Source organism: Pelomonas margarita (assembly GCF_043555875.1).
Classification (GTDB): Bacteria; Pseudomonadota; Gammaproteobacteria; order Burkholderiales; family Burkholderiaceae_C; genus Pelomonas; species Pelomonas margarita.
On sequence record NZ_JBIGHW010000003.1, the window covers coordinates 224,389 to 239,608 of the forward strand.

Genomic DNA, 15,220 nt, shown 5'->3' on the forward strand with positions numbered 1-15,220 from the left:
AATACGCAGCCATGCGATGCCTGTTCTTCGCCCTGCTGGCCCTGCTGACCTGGCCCGCCGCAGCGCTGGAGCTGACACCGCTCCTTGATGGCGACGTGGTGCTCTACCGCCACGCGCTCGCGCCCGGCGGCGGCGACCCGCCGGGTTTCCGTGTGGAGGACTGCAGCACCCAGCGCAACCTCAGCAACGAGGGCCGCACCCAAGCCCGCCAGATCGGCGCAGCGCTGCGCCAGCGGCTGGGCACGGTGGCCGTCACGGCCGTGTGGGCCTCACCCTGGTGCCGCACGCGGGACACCGCACGGCTGGCCTTTCCCGACATCACGGTGCAAGCGCAAGCCGCCTTCGCGTCGTTCTTCCAGGACCCCGAGCGCGAGGCCGCCGTGCTCACCCAGGCACGCCAGCAGTTGGCGGCGTGGCGCGGCCCCGGCGTGCTGGTCGTTGTGACACACCAGGTCAACATCACCGGCCTGACGGGCGTCTTCCCCGCCTCGGGCGAAGGCGTGGCGCTTCGCTGGACCAGCAGCGGCGCCCAGGTGCTGGGCCGTCTGCCCTCGCCCGACACAGGCCGCTGAGCCGCCGCCCCCTACTCTGCAGCCCACGCCAGCGCGGCGGTCGGTGCTAGCCTGCGGGCCCACCATCAGGGGAGACACGCATGACTCACGCGCTGAACTGGTTCGAGATTCCCGTCACAGACTACGCCCGTGCTAAGGGCTTCTACGAGCAGGTGCTCGGCATCACCATCACGACCCTGCCGATGGGCCCGGTCACGATGGGCATGCTGTCCACCGACCCGCAAGCGGTGGGCGGCGCACTGGTGCACGGCGACGGCAGTACGCCGTCCGCCACCGGCACGCTGGTCTACCTGAACGGGGGTGACGACCTCGCCCCCCTGCTGGCACGCGTGGAAGCGGCCGGCGGACGCGTGCTGGTGCCCAAAACCGAGATCGGCAACGACTTCGGCTTCTTCGCGCACTTTCTCGACACCGAAGGCAACAAGCTCGGCCTGCACTCGATGGGCTGAGCGCTCTGCCGGGGGCGCTGGCGCCCACGCGCCGCGGCGCCTGCGCGTCCCTCAGCGCATCACGATCAGCTGCACACGCCGGTTGGTACTGCGACCCTCGCGGCTGTTGTTGTCGGCCAGCGGCGCGGACTCGCCGTAGCTGATCGTCGCCATGCGCGCCAGCGGCAGGCCGGCGCGAGCCAGGTGCAGGCGCACGGCCTCGGCGCGCTGCAAGCCCAGTTGCTGGTTGCCGGCGTCGCTGCCGGTCGCGTCGGTGTGGCCCTGGATCTCGACGAACACCGGCTGGTTGTCGGCCTTGAGCTTGGCCACCAACTGATCGAGCTCCCGGCCGGCGGCGTCGGTAAGGTGTGCCCGCCCCGAGCTGAACTTGATCTTGTCATCGGTGAGCATGGTGCTCATCAGCAGCGTGGGCGGCTTGGGCAGGTTGGCGAAAGCCTGGGCCCGCGCGGCGGCGTCCTTCTCCAGGGCCTGAATGCGCGCCTCGCCGCCCTGCACCCGCCCGCCCAGCGCCTTGAGGCCGTCGTCCTGCGCCTGCACACGCGTACCCAGCTCGTCCACGCTGGTCTGTACCGGCGCCACGCTCTGCTTGACGAAATCCTGGGTGGCGCAGGCACTCAGCATCAGGGCGCTGCAGGCAGCGATCAACGGGGTCAGTCTGAACATCGGTCGTGGCTCGTGAAGTGAAGACGGAACCGACTCTAGGCATCACGCGACGCCCAAACGTACCGATCTGTGAGCAATGCGCTCACCATTAACCGGGGTCAACAAAGCCTTACCGTTGCTACCGGAGCGCGGAAGCTTCGGGGGTCGCAGGCTCGCCCCAAACTACGGGCCGCGCCGCCGCCATGCCGGCCATGGACTGCCGCAGGGCCTGCGAGCGCGCACCCCACGGGGTCTGGGGTCAAGCCACCTCGGCCGCATGAGCCCGGCCCTATGCCTGTAGCGCCATCACAGCGATGATGCCCCGCCCGGACCGCCGCCGCGCACGTGCCAAACCGGCTGTCGATCCATACACCCGCGGCAACAGCTGCGGCGAGCGCGAGCACCTGGCACTGCAAGGCAGCAGTCGGTGTTGTCGACGCCAGCGTGCAGGGGCGACTTGGAGCGCTTCACGTGCGTTCAGCGAGGTCATGCTCACCTCCGATATCGTCGGTTGGGGCAGGCTTTGTGGCCCGACCGAACACCGCAGCGGCCTCGTCGGCCCCCGCCGTGCTCATCGCCCCAACCTCCCGAGGAGGGGAGCGACCGCTCAGAACAGGAAATACCGCTGCGCCATCGGCAACTCTTTCGCCGGCTCGCAGGTCAGCAGCACGCCGTCCGCCCTCACCTCGTAGGTCTGGGCATCGATCTCCATCGTCGGCAGGTAGTTGTTCAGCACCATGTCGGCCTTCTTGACCGAGCGGCAGCCATGCACCGGCACGAGGGTCTTGGACAAACCCAGCTTCTCGGCGTGCGCCTGGCCCGACTGGCTGACGAAGGTCAGCGAGCCTTGCGCCAGCGCGCCGCCGAACGAGCCGAACATCGGCCGGTAGTGCACCGGCTGCGGCGTGGGGATGCTGGCATTTGGGTCGCCCATCGCAGCGGCAGCGATGAAGCCGCCTTTCAGGATCAGCGCGGGCTTCACGCCGAAGAAGGCGGGCTTCCACAGCACGAGGTCGGCCCACTTGCCGACTTCGATGGAGCCGACTTCGTGGCTGATGCCGTGCGCCAGCGCGGGGTTGATGGCCAGCTTGGCCAGATACCGCTTCACGCGCGCGTTATCGTTTCCGGCACCGTCACCGGGCAGTGCGCCGCGTTGCACCTTCATCTTGTGCGCGGTCTGCCAGCAGCGCAACGACACCTCGCCCACGCGGCCCATGGCCTGCGAGTCGGACGAGAACATGCTGATCGCGCCAAGGTCATGCAGGATGTCCTCGGCGGCAATGGTCTCGCGGCGGATGCGGCTCTCGGCGAAGGCCAGGTCTTCGGCAATGCCTGCGTCCAGGTGGTGGCACACCATCAGCATGTCGAGGTGCTCGTCCAGCGTGTTGACGGTGAACGGCCGCGTCGGATTGGTGGAGCTGGGCAGTACGTTGGCCTCGCCCACCACCTTCATGATGTCCGGCGCATGGCCACCGCCCGCGCCCTCGGTGTGGAAGCTGTGGATGGTGCGGCCCTTGAAGGCGGCAATCGTGTCCTCCACGAAGCCGCTCTCGTTGAGCGTGTCGGTGTGGATGGCAACCTGCGTGTCGGTCCGCTCGGCCACGTTGAGGCAGTTGTCGATGGCCGCCGGCGTGGTGCCCCAGTCCTCGTGCAGCTTCAGGCCGATGGCGCCGGCGTCGATCTGCTGCATCAGCGCGGCTGGGCGGCTCGCATTGCCCTTGCCCATGAAGCCCAGGTTCATCGGGAAGGCCTCGGCGGCCTTCAGCATTGTCGAAATGTGATGAGGCCCGGGTGTGCAGGTGGTGGCCAGCGTGCCAGTGGCGGGGCCGGTGCCGCCACCGATCATGGTCGTCACGCCGCTCATCAAGGCCTCTTCGATCTGCTGCGGGCAGATGAAGTGGATGTGGGTGTCGATGGCGCCGGGCGTCACGATGAAGCCCTCGCCCGCAATGATCTCGGTGCCCGGGCCGATGACGATGTCCACACCGGGCTGCACGTCCGGGTTGCCGGCCTTGCCGATGGCAGCGATGCGGCAGCCGCGCAGGCCGATGTCGGCCTTGACGATGCCCCAGTGGTCCAGGATGACGGCGTTGGTGATGACGGTGTCGACCGCGTCACCGGCGTCGGGGCCGTTCGGGCGCTGGGACTGGCCCATGCCATCGCGCACGGTCTTGCCGCCCCCGAACTTCACCTCTTCACCGTAGCCGCCAGCGCGCAGCGTCAGGTCTTGCTCGATCTCGATGACGAGGGCGGTGTCGGCCAGGCGCAGCTTGTCGCCGACGGTGGGGCCGAGCATTTCCGCGTAGGCGCGGCGGGAAATCTTCATAGCTTGCCTTGAACCAGACCGCGGAAGCCGTAGACCATGCGGTCACCGGCCAAATCAACGAGCTCGACGGTGCGCGTTTGCCCGGGCTCGAAGCGCACGGCCGTGCCGCTGCAGATGTTGAGGCGCATGCCGCGCGCGGCGTCGCGGTCGAAGGACAGCGCAGCGTTGGTTTCGGCGAAGTGGTAGTGCGAGCCCACCTGGATGGGCCGCGTGCCGACATTGGCGACCTTGACGGTCAGCGTGCGGCGGCCGGGGTTGAGCTCATGCTCTCCCTCGGCAGTGATCAGCTCGCCGGGAATCATCAGGCCACCCCGCCCAGTCGGGCCACGGCCAGCGCCGCGACACTGGCACCCAGCAGGCCGCGCGCCAGCACGGGTGCATGGCGCAACTTCCAGCCCAGCGCAAGGCCCGCGCCATGCAGCACGGCCGTAGCCACCACCATGCCGGCCAGCGACGCATAACCGTGCAGCTCCAGGCCATGCGCGGCACCGTGGCTGAAGGCCAGGATGGCTGCCGTCGCCGCCCCCGCGGCTGGCGGCATGGCCAGGCGCAGCGCCACCAGCAGGCCCAGCACGGCAAGCGACACCGTGATAGCCGTCTCCATCGCCGGCATCTGCCAGCCCGTGGCCATGGACAGCAATGCACCGCACAGCAGCGAGGCTGCGAAGGCCAGCGGCGCGCGCAGCGGCGACTTGAGCGCCATCGCGCTCCAGATGCCCACGGCCAGCATGGCGGCCAGGTGATCGGGGCCGGTCAGCGGGTGCAGCGCGCCGTCGATGAAGCCGGCCATGTGGCTGTGCTCGCCGGTGTGGGCTTGGGCGGCAGTGGTGGCCAGCAAGGCCAGCAGGACGAGGGGTGACTTTTTCATGCGCTTCGATGCAGTGGGATGTTTTGTCCAGTAGCAGCCACGGAGCCGGTGCAGCCGGTCAGGGGGTCTAAATGATCGGTTGGTGAACGGTGACGAGCTTGGTGCCGTCTGGGAAGGTGGCTTCGACCTGGATCTCGGGAATCATCTCGGCGATACCGTCCATCACGTCGTCGCGGGTCAGCACGGTGCGGCCGTCGCTCATCAGCTCGGCCACGGTCTTGCCGTCGCGAGCGCCTTCGAGGATGGAAGCGCTGATCAGCGCCACGGCCTCGGGATAGTTGAGCTTCAGGCCGCGGGCCTTTCGGCGCTCGGCCAGCAAGGCGGCGGTGAAGAGGAGAAGCTTGTCCTTCTCACGGGGTGTCAGTTCCATCTCGCTTTGCTCGATTCATTTCAGTTTGCACGTGCGGCCGCACAGGCCGGCCGAACACATGGGGGGGGGTGAGTGCCGTCTCTCGGGTCCCGTATGTCGGCGTGTCTTGCCTACGTCTTGCAAGGCGGGTGCCAGTCGATCAGCACCTGCCCGGCCTCGGGTTTGCGGGCGGGGCCGCCCGGTTGGCGGGCCGGCGTGCCCAGCGCGATCCAGCCCACCAGCGTTTCGCCCGGCGCGCAGAAGGCCGCGGCGATGGCGGGCTGGCGCACCTTGGCGCCGCTGAGCATCTTGCCGGCAAAGCCCAGCGCATGGGCTGCAGACAGGAAGTTCGCGATCGCGCCGCCTACCGCCGCCCATTGCTCGTGCGCCGGCACCTGCGGGTGGCCCAGGTCGATGCGGGCCACGACGGCCACCGTCATCGGCGGGCGCAGCGCCCGCTCGGCATCGAGCGCGGCCCCGGCCTCGTCCTTGCCGGCAGCGCGAGCCGCGTCCGCGAACAGGTCAGCCATGCCCCGCTTTGCATCGCCACGCACCATCTTGAAGCAATAAGGCACCAGTTCGGCGTGATCGGGCGCGCGCAGCGCCGCTTGCACCATCAACGCCAGCTGGGCATCGCTCGGCCCGGGCTCGACGAGGTGCTTGGGGCCAACCGAGTAGCGGGTCAGCAGCGCGTCCAGGGGTGTCATGCTCATCGGGTCAGGTAGTGCCTCAGGCGCCAGGACAGCGCATCCACCAGCGCCACCAGCGCCATCATGGCCAGCAGCACCGTGCAGGTCTCGCGCATCTGGAACAGGCCCAGGTGGTAGCTCAGCATCTGCCCCAGGCCTCCGGCACCGACGACGCCCAGCACGCTGGCCGCGCGGATGTTGTTCTCCCAGCGGTACAGCGTGTAGCTGGCCAGCTGCGGCAGCGTCTGCGGCAGCGTGGCGAACAGCCACACGCGCAGCCCGCCCACGCCGCGCTGGCGCAGCGCCAGGGCCACGTCCGGCGGCGCGTTCTCGAAGCTCTCGGCAAATAGCCGCCCCAGCACGCCGCTGGTGTGCAACGCAAGCGCCAGCGTGCCCGGCAGCGGGCCCAGGCCGGCCAGGATGAGCAGCAGCACGGCCCACACCAGCTCGGGCACGCTGCGCAGCATGTTCAGCACCAGCCGGGCAGCGCCGCGCGTGACGCCGGAGCCGGCGGCCGGCAGCGCCAGCAGCAGCCCGCCCACGACGGCCAGCGCCGTGCCCACGGCCGACATGGCCAGCGTCTCCAGCAGCGCCCAGCCCGTCTTGGCGAGGAACGCCGGCGCCATCTCGGGCGGGAAAAAGCCCAGCGCGAAGCGGCCCATGCTGGCCATCGCATCGGCACCGAGGAAGGCGGCCCACTGCAGGTCCAGCGACCAGAAACTGGCGACGACCAGCGCCATGAGCGCCAGCAGTACGCCGAGGGTGGACCATCGCGGCGTCATGCGAGACGCCCCCGCAGCCAGCGGCTGAAGGCATCGCTGGCCGTCACCAGCACGATGAACACCAGCAGGATGGCGCTGACCTCCGCGCCCGCGAACATCTTGGACGCGCTGTCCAGCAGCTGCCCCAGCCCGCCCGCGCCGACGAACCCAAGCACCACGGACGAACGCACCGCGCACTCCCAGCGGTAGACGGTGTAGCTCAACAATTCTGGCGCGCAGCTGGGGAGCGCGCCGAACAGCAGCGCCTGCAGCCGGCCGGCGCCGCCGCGCAGCAGCGCCTGCGTGGGCGAGGGGTCGGCGCTTTCCAGGATCTCGGCGTAGACCTTGCCCAACATGCCGCCGTAGGCGATGGCAATCGCCAGCACGCCCGCCGTGGGCCCCAGGCCGACGACGCGTACGAACACCAGCGCCCACACCAACTCCGGGATGGAGCGCAGCGCCACCAGCAGCGTCCGCGCCGCGCGCCGCCCCCAGCGAGCCGGACCGGGCCGCCCCTCCAGCGTGCTGGGCGACAGCCGCGTGGTCGCCAGCAGCGACATCGGCACGGCAATCAACAGCGCCAACGCCAGCCCGGCAGTGGCGATGGCCACCGTGCGCCAGGTCTCGCGCGCCAGCAGCGCCAGGAACTCGGCATCCGCGCGCGGCGGGAAGAACTCCGCCAGGAAGCGCCCGGTGGCACGCAGGCTGCGCTCATCCAGCAACGCCCAGGGCTTGAACTCGGCCAGCACCAGCAGCGGCCAGGCCAGCACCAGGGCGCACAACCAGGCCAGCACGCGCGGCCGCAGCGCCGGGTCGCGCAGTGGTGCAGCCGTGGCCGAAGCGACCATGCCAATCGGGGACGGGCTGCTCATCGGCACATGGCCTGCGGCAGCGGCACCGGCTGCGGCAGGGGCGCAAGTTCGGGCGGCGCCTCGTCCTGCGCGCGGTAGAGCTCCTGCAGCAGCTCGCCGCCGATGGCCCCGGGCGGGCCGTCATAGACGATGCGGCCGGCGCGCAGCGCGATCACGCGCGGGAAGCGGGCCAGCGCCAGGTCCACCTGGTGCAGGCTGCACAACAGCGCGGCGCCACGCTCGGCTGCCTGGGCGCGCAGCACGTCCAACACCAGCTCCGCACGGGTCGGGTCCAGCGCGGCCAGCGGCTCGTCGGCGAGCCACAGGCTGGCGTCGGCCACCAGCAGCCGCGCCAGGCCCACGCGCTGGCGCTCGCCACCAGAGAGCCGGTCCACGCGCAGCCACAGCTTGTCGGCGACGCCCAGCTGCGCCAGCGCGGCCTGGGCCAGCGCCGCGTCCGGCGGGCTCCACAGCGTGCGCAGGCTGCGCCACAGCGACATGCGCGGCAACCGCGCGGCGAGCACCGCCACGGCCACGCGCTGGCGCGGCGGCAGGGGCGGCTGCTGTGGCGCCAGCGCAATGCCGGCGCGCAGGCGCTGGCGCTCGCGGCGCGGCAGCGCCCAGGGATCGCGGGCCGCCAGCGTGTAGCGGCCGGCCAACGGGCCCTGAATCAGCGCCAGCAGGTGCAGCAACGTGGTCTTGCCAGCGCCCGAGGCGCCGATGACAGCGATCTGCTCGCCCGCCGCCACGGCGAGGTCGATGCCGCGCAGCACCGGCGCCGCACCGCCCTGCGCGGCGGCGTCGACACCGTCGAGGCGGATCACTTCAGCAATCCGGCGTTCTCGGCGGCGGCCTTGATGCCGCTGTAGTTCTCAGACTTGCTGGGGATGAACTTCGTCGCGCGCTGCAGGCCGAGGATCTCCTTGCCCTGCGGCGTGGCAGGGTCCAGCGCGAGGAAGGCGGCGCGGATCTTGTCCTGCAGCGCCTGCGGCATGTCGGCGTGCACGGACCAGTTGTAGTCGTAGTAAGCCGGCGTCGTGTAGAAGACCTTGACCTGGGATGGGTCCACCTTCTTTTCGGCGACGAACTTCTCCCACACCGAGATGTTCAGCGCACCGGCATCCACCTTGCCGCTGGCCACGGCGGCGATGGTGGCGTCATGCGCACCGCTGAAGGCCACGCGCTTGAGGTCGGTGTCGGGGTTGAGCTTGGCCGCCAGCAGGAAGCTGCGCGGCATCAGGTGGCCCGAGGTGGAGCTCTGCGAGCCGAAGGACAACGTCTTGCCCTTGAGGTCGTCCAGCTTGGCGATGCCGCTGGCCTTGTCGGTAATGAAGACGGAGCGGAACTTCTCGTCCTCCTCGCGCTGCACCAGCGGGTTGACCTTGCCACCCGAGCGCACATTCGCCTGCACAAAGGTGAAGCCGCCGAACCAGGCCAGGTCGACCTTGCGGTTCACCAGCGTCTCGACCGCGGCAGCGTAGTCGGTGACCGGCGTCCACTCGACCTTCATGCCCAGCTTGCTTTCCAGGTACTGGCCCAGCGGCGCGAACTTGCGCGCCAGCTCGGTGGGGGACTCGTCCGGGATCGCGGTGACGCGCAGCACCTGCTGCGCCTGGGCGGCGGCACCCACCAGGGCCAGGGACATCACCACACCGCGCGCCAGACTGGCGACGACTCGAGTCAGATTCATTGCAGATCTCCAGAGGAAAGTTCGGTGCCCGATCAGAACACCAGGGTGGCCCAGGCCGGGTCAGCGGCGCGGGCGACGAATTGGACCGCACCACCGTGCTGGCGCGCGGCGGGCAGGATGTCAGTCAGGGTCAGGCCTTGAGCGGCCAGCGCATCGGAGCAGGCCAGAAAACGCGCTCCGTGGGACAGGGCGTCCTGCATCCAGGCCGCCACCGTCTTGCCGAAGTGCGCCGATGCGCGCAGCGACTCTGCCACACCGGGGCGCAGCAGCAACACCGAACGCGCCGAGAAATACACCTCCACCTGCAGCTCCATCGCCGCCGCCGCTGCGGCATGGGCGAATGGCGTGGCCAGGCGCGCCGGCTCGTCGGGGTCGACGGCCCACAGCAGGATGGCCAGGCCGGTGCGCGACATCAGGCCGCCTCCAGCCGGTTGAGCCGCGCCCAGGCCTGCATGGCTTCGCTCACAGCGGCCGCGCCTATGGCCAGCCGGGCCTGCTCTTGCGGCAGCTGGGACGGGGCCAGCTCCACCAGCCAGCCCTCGCCGTAAGGCGAGCGATGCACCAGCTCCGGCTGCGTCTCCAGCGCCTCGTTGACCCGCGTAACCGTGCCCGACAGCGGCGAGCGCACCGACACGACCGACTTGGACAGTTCCACCAGGCCGACCGAGCGCCCCTGCGCCACCTCGCTGCCCACCGACTTCGGCCGGCACATGTAGAGCTCGCCCGACGCCTTCAAGCCCAGCGCCGTGATGCCGACCCGCACCCCGCCCCCCGGCAGCAGCCGCGCCCAGGTCTGGTCCTCGACCCAGTACCAGAGGTCGTCCGGCAGCTCTGTACCGGCGATCAGCACAACGCCCCCACGAGGGTTCGGCCGGCGTCGCGAGCGGGCGCAGGTTGGTTCGAGCACCGCAGCCGTACTGGCGTACGGCGAGGCGCGCAGGGCCAAGATGCGCCTGCGCAGCAGCCGGACGGGCCGTCGTGGCGGAGGGGCGTGGGGGTCGAACCCACCCAGCAGCGCATGGCGCCACCCACCGGGTTTGAAGCCCGGCCGACACACCGGTGTCGTTGCCCCTCCGAAGTCCTCATGCAGGCTCCTGCAGATACAGCGCGCAGTCGGCCCGCAGCCGGTGCTCGTCGCCCACGCGGCGCAGCAGGCCCACGCGATCGAAATGCTCCAGGATCTGGATCGCGCGCTTGCGCCCCAGCCCCGTGGCATCGCGGAACGCGGCCGCCGCGACATGGCCTTGTTCCGCAGCCAGGCGGCGCACTGTAGCTGCCAGCGCGGTGGCCGTGGGGGTGTCCAGGTACAGATCTTTCACCACCTGGTGCAGCTCGCCCTGCTGCGCAAGGCGGGCCAGCGTCGCGCGCATCAGCGGCTCGGGCTCGGCGCAGTCGCGGGCCAGGTCGCGCGCCCAGGCGCCCTCGGCACCGGCCTCGCGCAAGCGTGGTGCCACCTTCTGCGCGATGCGCTGCTCGGCCGCCGACAGCTGCACGCCATGCGCCGGCAAGTGCACGAAGGCGCCCCGCACGGCGAGGTGGCCGGTGGTGCGCAGGTCGGCCAGCACCTGGCGCCACAAGGCCTCGGCCAGGCGGGGTGCGACGAGACGGCGCAACCGGGCCGCGTCAGGCCCCAGCTCGTCGGGCTGGCGCGCGTGATAGTCGGCCAGCGTGGCCAGCAGCCGCTCGGTCAGCGCGGCGCTGGCCGCATCCCCCAGCGCCCAACCCTGCAGCGGCTCGGCCAGGCCCTCGGCGCGGGCAAAGGCGGCCAGGTCCAGCCCGTGGGACAGTAGCGTCAGCAAGCGCTCGCGGCGCCGCGCCGCCGTGGGCAGCGCGCACGCGCCCAGCTCCGCCAGCCGCTCCGGTGTGCGGCGGTAGCGGGCGGGGGCGAACGGGTCCAGCACCGTGCCACCGGCCAGCGTGCGCGAGGCGCCGGCATCGCGCAGCACCAGGCGGTCGCCGCGCCATGCGCCCACCGGCGCGTGACACACCAGCTGCACGCGCCCCGAGGCGCCGGGCTCGATCTGCTCGCCGTCCAGCACGGCTACGCTGGCCGTCACGCCCTGCGCGCCGACGTGCAAGTGCACCCGGGTGCCGGAACGCAGCGGCTTGGCCTCGCCGGGCCACAAGCGCAGTTGGGCGTCCAGCCGCTCCGTGGCCAACGCCACATGCGGCGCGGTGAGCCAGGCGCCCCGCGGCGCCTCGTCCTTGGCCACGCCGGCCAGTGCCACCGCGCAGCGCTGCCCGGCCTGGGCGCGCTCGACGACGCAGTTCTGCGCATGCAGGCTGCGCACGCGCGTGCTGCGGCCGGCCAGCACCAGCTCGTCGCCCACGGCGATCTCGCCAGCATGCAGCGTACCGGTCACCACGGTGCCCACGCCGTCCAGCGTGAAGGCACGATCCACCGCCAGGCGCGGCGCCAGGCCGTGCGACGGCCGAGGCGGCAGCTGACGCGCGGCCTCGAACAGCACCTCGCGCAGCGCCGGCACGCCCTGCCCCGTCAACGCCGAGACGGCGAGCACAGGCGCTGCAGCCAGGCCCGTGCCGGCCAGCAGCGCGCGCAGCTCGACGCCAAGGGCTTCGACGCGGCCAGGCTCGGCCCGGTCGACCTTGGTCAGCACCACCGCGCCGCGCGTGAGGCCCAGCAGGCTCAGCACCGCCAGGTGCTCGCGCGTCTGCGGCATCACGCCATCGTCGACGGCCACCAGCAACAGGCCGAAGTCGATGCCGCTCGCGCCGGCCAGCATGGTGTGCACCAGCTTCTCGTGGCCCGGCACGTCGATGAAGCCCAGGCGCTGAGGCGCCGGGCCGGGCCCAGGCACGTCCAGGTAGGCATAGCCCAGCTCGATGCTGATGCCGCGAGCTTTCTCCTCGGGCAGGCGGTCGGTGTCGATACCGGTGAGCGCCCGCACCAGCGTGGTCTTGCCGTGGTCGATGTGCCCGGCGGTGCCAACGATCACGCCAACGCCTCCTTCAACACGCCCAACTGACCTGTCAGCAGCGCCGGGTCTTCCAGGCAACGCAGGTCCAGCAGCAGGCGGTCGTCGTGGACACGGCCGATCACCGGGCGCGGCAGCCTGCGCAGCGCCGTCACGAGCGCTTCGAGCGTGCGGCCGCGACCGTCAAGCGCTGCCAGCGCCAGGCCAGCCGAGGGCAGCCGCTCCACCGGCAGCGAGCCGGACCCGATCTGGCTCTGTAGCGCGACGACCGACACCGCAAAGCGCGGCGCCACGGCGGCTTCCAACGCCGGCAGCAGGGCCTGCGCCAGCGCGGCGATTTGGGCCTGCGGTCGGGTCAGCAGGCGCAGCGTGGGCAAGTCCTGCACCAGGCGCTCTGGCCGCAAGTACAGGCGCAACGTGGCCTCCAGCGCTGCAAACGGCAGCTTAGACAGGCGCAGCGCCCGCTTCATCGGGAACTTGCGGATGCGCCCCACTGCGGCCTTGCTGCCGACGATGAGGCCGCCCTGCGGGCCGCCCAGCAGCTTGTCACCGCTGAAGGTGACCACATCGCAGCCTGCGGCCAGCATGGTCTGAGGCAGCGGCTCGGCCGGCAGGCCCCACTGGGTGAGGTCCACGAGCGCACCGCTGCCCAGGTCGGTCATCAGCGGCACGCCGCCCGCGCGGGCGATCGGGGCAAGCGTCGCCTCATCCACCGAGGCGGTGAAGCCCTGCACGGCATAGTTGCTGGTGTGCACCTTGACGATGAGGCCGGTGCGCGGGTTGATGGCGCCCTCGTAGTCGCGCGGGTGGGTGCGGTTGGTGGTGCCCACCTCCACCAGCGTGGCGCCGGCCGCGGACATCACGTCGGGCATGCGAAAGGCGCCGCCGATCTCGACCAGTTCGCCGCGCGACACGATGGCCTCCTTGCCCCGTGCCAACGCAGCGATGCCCAGCAGCACGGCAGCCGCGTTGTTGTTCACCACCGTGGCCGCTTCGGCGCCGGTGAGTTCGCACAGCAAGTCCTCAATGAGGTCGTCACGGTCACCGCGGCCGCCGGTGTCCAGGTCGAACTCGAGGTTGTTGGGCGCGCCGGTCAGCGCCAGCACCTGCTGCAGCGCGGCGTCGGCCAGCAGCGCGCGGCCAAGGTTGGTGTGGATGACGGTGCCGCTGAGGTTGAGCACCGCACGCATGTTGGGCCTCATGCGCGCGGCAACGCGCGTGGCCAGCGCCTGCGGCAGGGCGGCCAGCTCGGCGCGAGGCAACTCGCCCGCCACCGCACGCGTGCGCAGGGCGTCGAGCAGCCCCCGCGCCTCGCGGGCGACCAACGTGTGGCCATGCTCGGCCACCAGCGCCGCGCACTCGCGCAGCAGCTTGTCGAGGGCTGGAAGGTCCTTGGGGGCCGCTTTGTCGGGGGCCTTGGAACCGTGAACCACGGATTCGTCGGGCGCCACGATCAATGTCCTCCGCCGGGCGGTGGGGCCTCGTCGGGCTCGCCGAAGAGCAGCAGCAGGTTCACGCCGTGGCGCTGCTGGCCGTCCTCGCTGACGAGCAGATCGAGCGTCAGCGTGGCCAGGTCATCGGCCACGGGTTCGAGGCCGTTGTCACGCGCCGGGTGCATCAGCTTGAGGTAGTGACCGCACTCGCTGCAGCATTCGGCCTGCACGGCCGGCTGCGCCTCGGGCGCGCTGGCGTCGGCCGCGACGAGGTTCTGCAGCGAGATGCCCTTGGTGCTCTGGCAGTGCGTGCACTTGATACGCACGTAATGCCACTGCATGGCACACAGGCCGCAGGCCAGGTAGCGCGCGCCCTCGGCGCCCAGGCGCTCCAGTGACGCCACGGGGCGCGATCCGCAGCAGGGGCAGACGGTCGGGTCGTCGATGCGGCCGAAGGGCGCGACCGCACCACCCGTGTGGGCGACGGCGGTCTGCTGCACCAGGCGCACCCAGTGCAGCTGCAGGCCGGCGGCGATCAGCGGCGCGGCGGCCAGGTCCAGCCCCAGCATGACGCCGGTCAGCAGGCGACCGGCTTGCGTGTCCAGGTGCTCATCCGTCGCGTCAGCCAAGTGGCCCGCGGCGGCACGCGCCGGGCCTTCCGGCAGATGCCCGGCGAGGTCTCGCAGCAGCGCACGCAGGCTGTCGCGCCAGAGCGGCTCGCGAACCCAGGTCTCGGCCGGCAGCAACGGCACCCCGTCACGTGCGGCGGCGTGCACCTGCTCGGCCGAGGGCACCGGCACGCGGACACCGGCCTTGAGCGCCCGGTGCTGGGCATCGGCCAGTTCGGCGACGAATAGCAGGAAGTCGCGCATCGCATGGCCGGCGGCCAGCTCGCGCAAGCGCAGTGCCCGCGCGGCGAACACGCCGGCATCGGGCATGTGCACAAAGGTCAGCTGCTCGCCGGCACGGACGGCGATCTCTTCGGGGCTGAGGAGCTTTTGGGAGTTGCTGGTCGTCGGGGTCACTGCTTGCCTGTCATCTCACGGTGCCACAGCGGGTGATTCTGACGCGCCCAGCCCTCGGTCACCGTGCCACGCGTCATCGCGCGTACCGTGCCCTTGACCCAGATGGCAGCGTACACATGCATGATGACGCCAAGGATCAGCCCGACCGCGCTGGCCGCATGCAGGACGACGGCAATGCGGCGAAGCAGGATGGGGAAGCTGCTGGCGAACCAGGGCTGCCAGAACATCACGCCGGTCACCAGCAACACCACGAGGCACAGGCTCATGAGCCAGAACACGCCCTTCTGGCCAGCGTTGTACTTGCCCACTGGCGGCATTGCCGCCTTGTTGCCGCGCAGCATGTCGCCGCTATGCGCCACCCAGTCGCGATCCGACGGCGTGAACACGTTGTCGCGCCACAGGCGGAAGAACATCACCGCGAAGGCCAGCACCATGGCGACACCGAAGAACGGATGCAGGATGCGTGTCCAGACGCCGCCGCCGAACAGCGCGCTGAAGAAGTACAGACTCGGGTGGAAGAAAGCCAGGCCGGACAGGCCGGCCAGCACGAACAGCAGCGCAATGAGCCAGTGGTTCATGCGGTCGCGGTCTTCGTAGCGACGCAGGGTTCGAGTTGCCATGTCGTGCTC

Annotated in this window: 18 protein-coding genes and 1 tRNA gene; 2 read left to right on the forward strand and 17 right to left on the reverse strand. The window is 70.8% G+C overall.

From position 1 onward, the window contains the following. Positions 1-11 precede the first annotated feature (11 nt). Together ACG0Z3_RS06975 and ACG0Z3_RS06980 are read left to right on the forward strand one after the other, a co-directional pair. Positions 12-572: a histidine phosphatase family protein gene (locus ACG0Z3_RS06975; protein ID WP_394396536.1), complete on the forward strand. Its 561-nt coding sequence runs from the start codon at positions 12-14 to the stop codon at positions 570-572. 80 nt (positions 573-652) lie between these two features. Further along, positions 653-1,021, forward strand: coding sequence for a VOC family protein (locus ACG0Z3_RS06980; protein ID WP_394396537.1), 369 nt, complete (start codon positions 653-655; stop codon positions 1,019-1,021). Positions 1,022-1,072: 51 nt separating this feature from the next. Here ACG0Z3_RS06980 and ACG0Z3_RS06985 read toward each other — a convergent pair whose 3' ends face one another. The 17 genes from ACG0Z3_RS06985 to ACG0Z3_RS07065 all read right to left on the reverse strand — a co-directional run bounded on the left by ACG0Z3_RS06985 (position 1,073) and on the right by ACG0Z3_RS07065 (position 15,211). Further along, positions 1,073-1,684: an OmpA family protein gene (locus ACG0Z3_RS06985; RefSeq protein ID WP_394396538.1), complete on the reverse strand. Its 612-nt coding sequence runs from the start codon at positions 1,682-1,684 to the stop codon at positions 1,073-1,075. A 586-nt stretch (positions 1,685-2,270) separates the two neighbouring features. Continuing rightward, the gene (gene ureC / locus ACG0Z3_RS06990; protein WP_394396539.1) at positions 2,271-3,989 is read right to left on the reverse strand and encodes an urease subunit alpha; all 1,719 of its coding nucleotides are present in this window, start codon (positions 3,987-3,989) and stop codon (positions 2,271-2,273) included. Beyond that, positions 3,986-4,291 carry an urease subunit beta gene (locus ACG0Z3_RS06995; RefSeq protein WP_268165526.1) on the reverse strand — a complete coding sequence of 102 codons (306 nt, stop codon included), beginning with the start codon at positions 4,289-4,291 and terminating at the stop codon, positions 3,986-3,988. The genes ureC and ACG0Z3_RS06995 overlap by 4 nt, the downstream gene beginning before the upstream one ends. After that, entirely contained in the window at positions 4,291-4,857 is a 567-nt protein-coding gene (locus tag ACG0Z3_RS07000) for a HupE/UreJ family protein (protein ID WP_394396541.1), read from the reverse strand. The genes ACG0Z3_RS06995 and ACG0Z3_RS07000 overlap by 1 nt, the downstream gene beginning before the upstream one ends. A gap of 67 nt (positions 4,858-4,924) precedes the next feature. After that, entirely contained in the window at positions 4,925-5,227 is a 303-nt protein-coding gene (gene ureA, locus ACG0Z3_RS07005) for an urease subunit gamma (protein WP_394396543.1), read from the reverse strand. A gap of 110 nt (positions 5,228-5,337) precedes the next feature. Further along, complete coding sequence (locus ACG0Z3_RS07010; protein ID WP_394396544.1) at positions 5,338-5,919, reverse strand: nitroreductase family protein; 582 nt, start codon at positions 5,917-5,919, stop codon at positions 5,338-5,340. Continuing rightward, the gene (gene phnE / locus ACG0Z3_RS07015) at positions 5,916-6,677 is read right to left on the reverse strand and encodes a phosphonate ABC transporter, permease protein PhnE (RefSeq protein WP_394396545.1); all 762 of its coding nucleotides are present in this window, start codon (positions 6,675-6,677) and stop codon (positions 5,916-5,918) included. Before phnE (ACG0Z3_RS07015) ends, ACG0Z3_RS07010 begins: the two co-directional genes overlap by 4 nt. After that, positions 6,674-7,528, reverse strand: a complete 855-nt coding sequence (gene phnE / locus ACG0Z3_RS07020; protein ID WP_394396546.1) for a phosphonate ABC transporter, permease protein PhnE — start codon at positions 7,526-7,528, stop codon at positions 6,674-6,676. Before phnE (ACG0Z3_RS07020) ends, phnE (ACG0Z3_RS07015) begins: the two co-directional genes overlap by 4 nt. Continuing rightward, positions 7,525-8,331, reverse strand: coding sequence for a phosphonate ABC transporter ATP-binding protein (locus ACG0Z3_RS07025; RefSeq protein ID WP_394396547.1), 807 nt, complete (start codon positions 8,329-8,331; stop codon positions 7,525-7,527). Before ACG0Z3_RS07025 ends, phnE (ACG0Z3_RS07020) begins: the two co-directional genes overlap by 4 nt. Beyond that, positions 8,328-9,197 carry a putative selenate ABC transporter substrate-binding protein gene (locus ACG0Z3_RS07030; protein WP_394396548.1) on the reverse strand — a complete coding sequence of 290 codons (870 nt, stop codon included), beginning with the start codon at positions 9,195-9,197 and terminating at the stop codon, positions 8,328-8,330. Before ACG0Z3_RS07030 ends, ACG0Z3_RS07025 begins: the two co-directional genes overlap by 4 nt. Before the next feature lie 32 nt (positions 9,198-9,229). Beyond that, complete coding sequence (locus tag ACG0Z3_RS07035) at positions 9,230-9,610, reverse strand: DsrE family protein (RefSeq protein WP_394396549.1); 381 nt, start codon at positions 9,608-9,610, stop codon at positions 9,230-9,232. Then, positions 9,610-10,047 carry a glycine cleavage system protein H gene (locus ACG0Z3_RS07040; RefSeq protein WP_394396550.1) on the reverse strand — a complete coding sequence of 146 codons (438 nt, stop codon included), beginning with the start codon at positions 10,045-10,047 and terminating at the stop codon, positions 9,610-9,612. The genes ACG0Z3_RS07035 and ACG0Z3_RS07040 overlap by 1 nt, the downstream gene beginning before the upstream one ends. A 129-nt stretch (positions 10,048-10,176) precedes the next feature. After that, positions 10,177-10,272: transfer RNA gene (locus tag ACG0Z3_RS07045), tRNA-Sec, on the reverse strand. Between the two features lie 7 nt (positions 10,273-10,279). Next, positions 10,280-12,154: a selenocysteine-specific translation elongation factor gene (gene selB / locus ACG0Z3_RS07050; protein ID WP_394396551.1), complete on the reverse strand. Its 1,875-nt coding sequence runs from the start codon at positions 12,152-12,154 to the stop codon at positions 10,280-10,282. After that, positions 12,151-13,587: an L-seryl-tRNA(Sec) selenium transferase gene (selA, locus tag ACG0Z3_RS07055; RefSeq protein WP_394396849.1), complete on the reverse strand. Its 1,437-nt coding sequence runs from the start codon at positions 13,585-13,587 to the stop codon at positions 12,151-12,153. The genes selB and selA overlap by 4 nt, the downstream gene beginning before the upstream one ends. Then, entirely contained in the window at positions 13,587-14,591 is a 1,005-nt protein-coding gene (gene fdhE, locus ACG0Z3_RS07060) for a formate dehydrogenase accessory protein FdhE (RefSeq protein ID WP_394396552.1), read from the reverse strand. The genes selA and fdhE overlap by 1 nt, the downstream gene beginning before the upstream one ends. Beyond that, a complete protein-coding gene (locus ACG0Z3_RS07065; protein ID WP_394396553.1) occupies positions 14,588-15,211 on the reverse strand; it encodes a formate dehydrogenase subunit gamma in 624 nt (207 codons plus the stop codon). The genes fdhE and ACG0Z3_RS07065 overlap by 4 nt, the downstream gene beginning before the upstream one ends. Positions 15,212-15,220: the final 9 nt, after the last annotated feature.

Excerpts from the sequence above, each read along its gene's own strand:
- ACG0Z3_RS07030 (WP_394396548.1), bottom strand. The coding sequence starts at position 9,197 with ATGAATCTGACTCGAGTCGTCGCCAGTCTGGCGCGCGGTGTGGTGATG.
- ACG0Z3_RS07010 (WP_394396544.1), bottom strand. The coding sequence starts at position 5,919 with ATGAGCATGACACCCCTGGACGCGCTGCTGACCCGCTACTCGGTTGGC.
- ACG0Z3_RS07065 (WP_394396553.1), bottom strand. The coding sequence starts at position 15,211 with ATGGCAACTCGAACCCTGCGTCGCTACGAAGACCGCGACCGCATGAAC.
- ureA (WP_394396543.1), bottom strand. The coding sequence starts at position 5,227 with ATGGAACTGACACCCCGTGAGAAGGACAAGCTTCTCCTCTTCACCGCC.
- ureC (WP_394396539.1), bottom strand. The coding sequence starts at position 3,989 with ATGAAGATTTCCCGCCGCGCCTACGCGGAAATGCTCGGCCCCACCGTC.
- ACG0Z3_RS07035 (WP_394396549.1), bottom strand. The coding sequence starts at position 9,610 with ATGTCGCGCACCGGCCTGGCCATCCTGCTGTGGGCCGTCGACCCCGAC.
- ACG0Z3_RS06985 (WP_394396538.1), bottom strand. The coding sequence starts at position 1,684 with ATGTTCAGACTGACCCCGTTGATCGCTGCCTGCAGCGCCCTGATGCTG.
- ACG0Z3_RS06995 (WP_268165526.1), bottom strand. The coding sequence starts at position 4,291 with ATGATTCCCGGCGAGCTGATCACTGCCGAGGGAGAGCATGAGCTCAAC.
- phnE (WP_394396545.1), bottom strand. The coding sequence starts at position 6,677 with ATGACGCCGCGATGGTCCACCCTCGGCGTACTGCTGGCGCTCATGGCG.
- ACG0Z3_RS06975 (WP_394396536.1), top strand. The coding sequence starts at position 12 with ATGCGATGCCTGTTCTTCGCCCTGCTGGCCCTGCTGACCTGGCCCGCC.
- ACG0Z3_RS07000 (WP_394396541.1), bottom strand. The coding sequence starts at position 4,857 with ATGAAAAAGTCACCCCTCGTCCTGCTGGCCTTGCTGGCCACCACTGCC.
- phnE (WP_394396546.1), bottom strand. The coding sequence starts at position 7,528 with ATGAGCAGCCCGTCCCCGATTGGCATGGTCGCTTCGGCCACGGCTGCA.
- ACG0Z3_RS06980 (WP_394396537.1), top strand. The coding sequence starts at position 653 with ATGACTCACGCGCTGAACTGGTTCGAGATTCCCGTCACAGACTACGCC.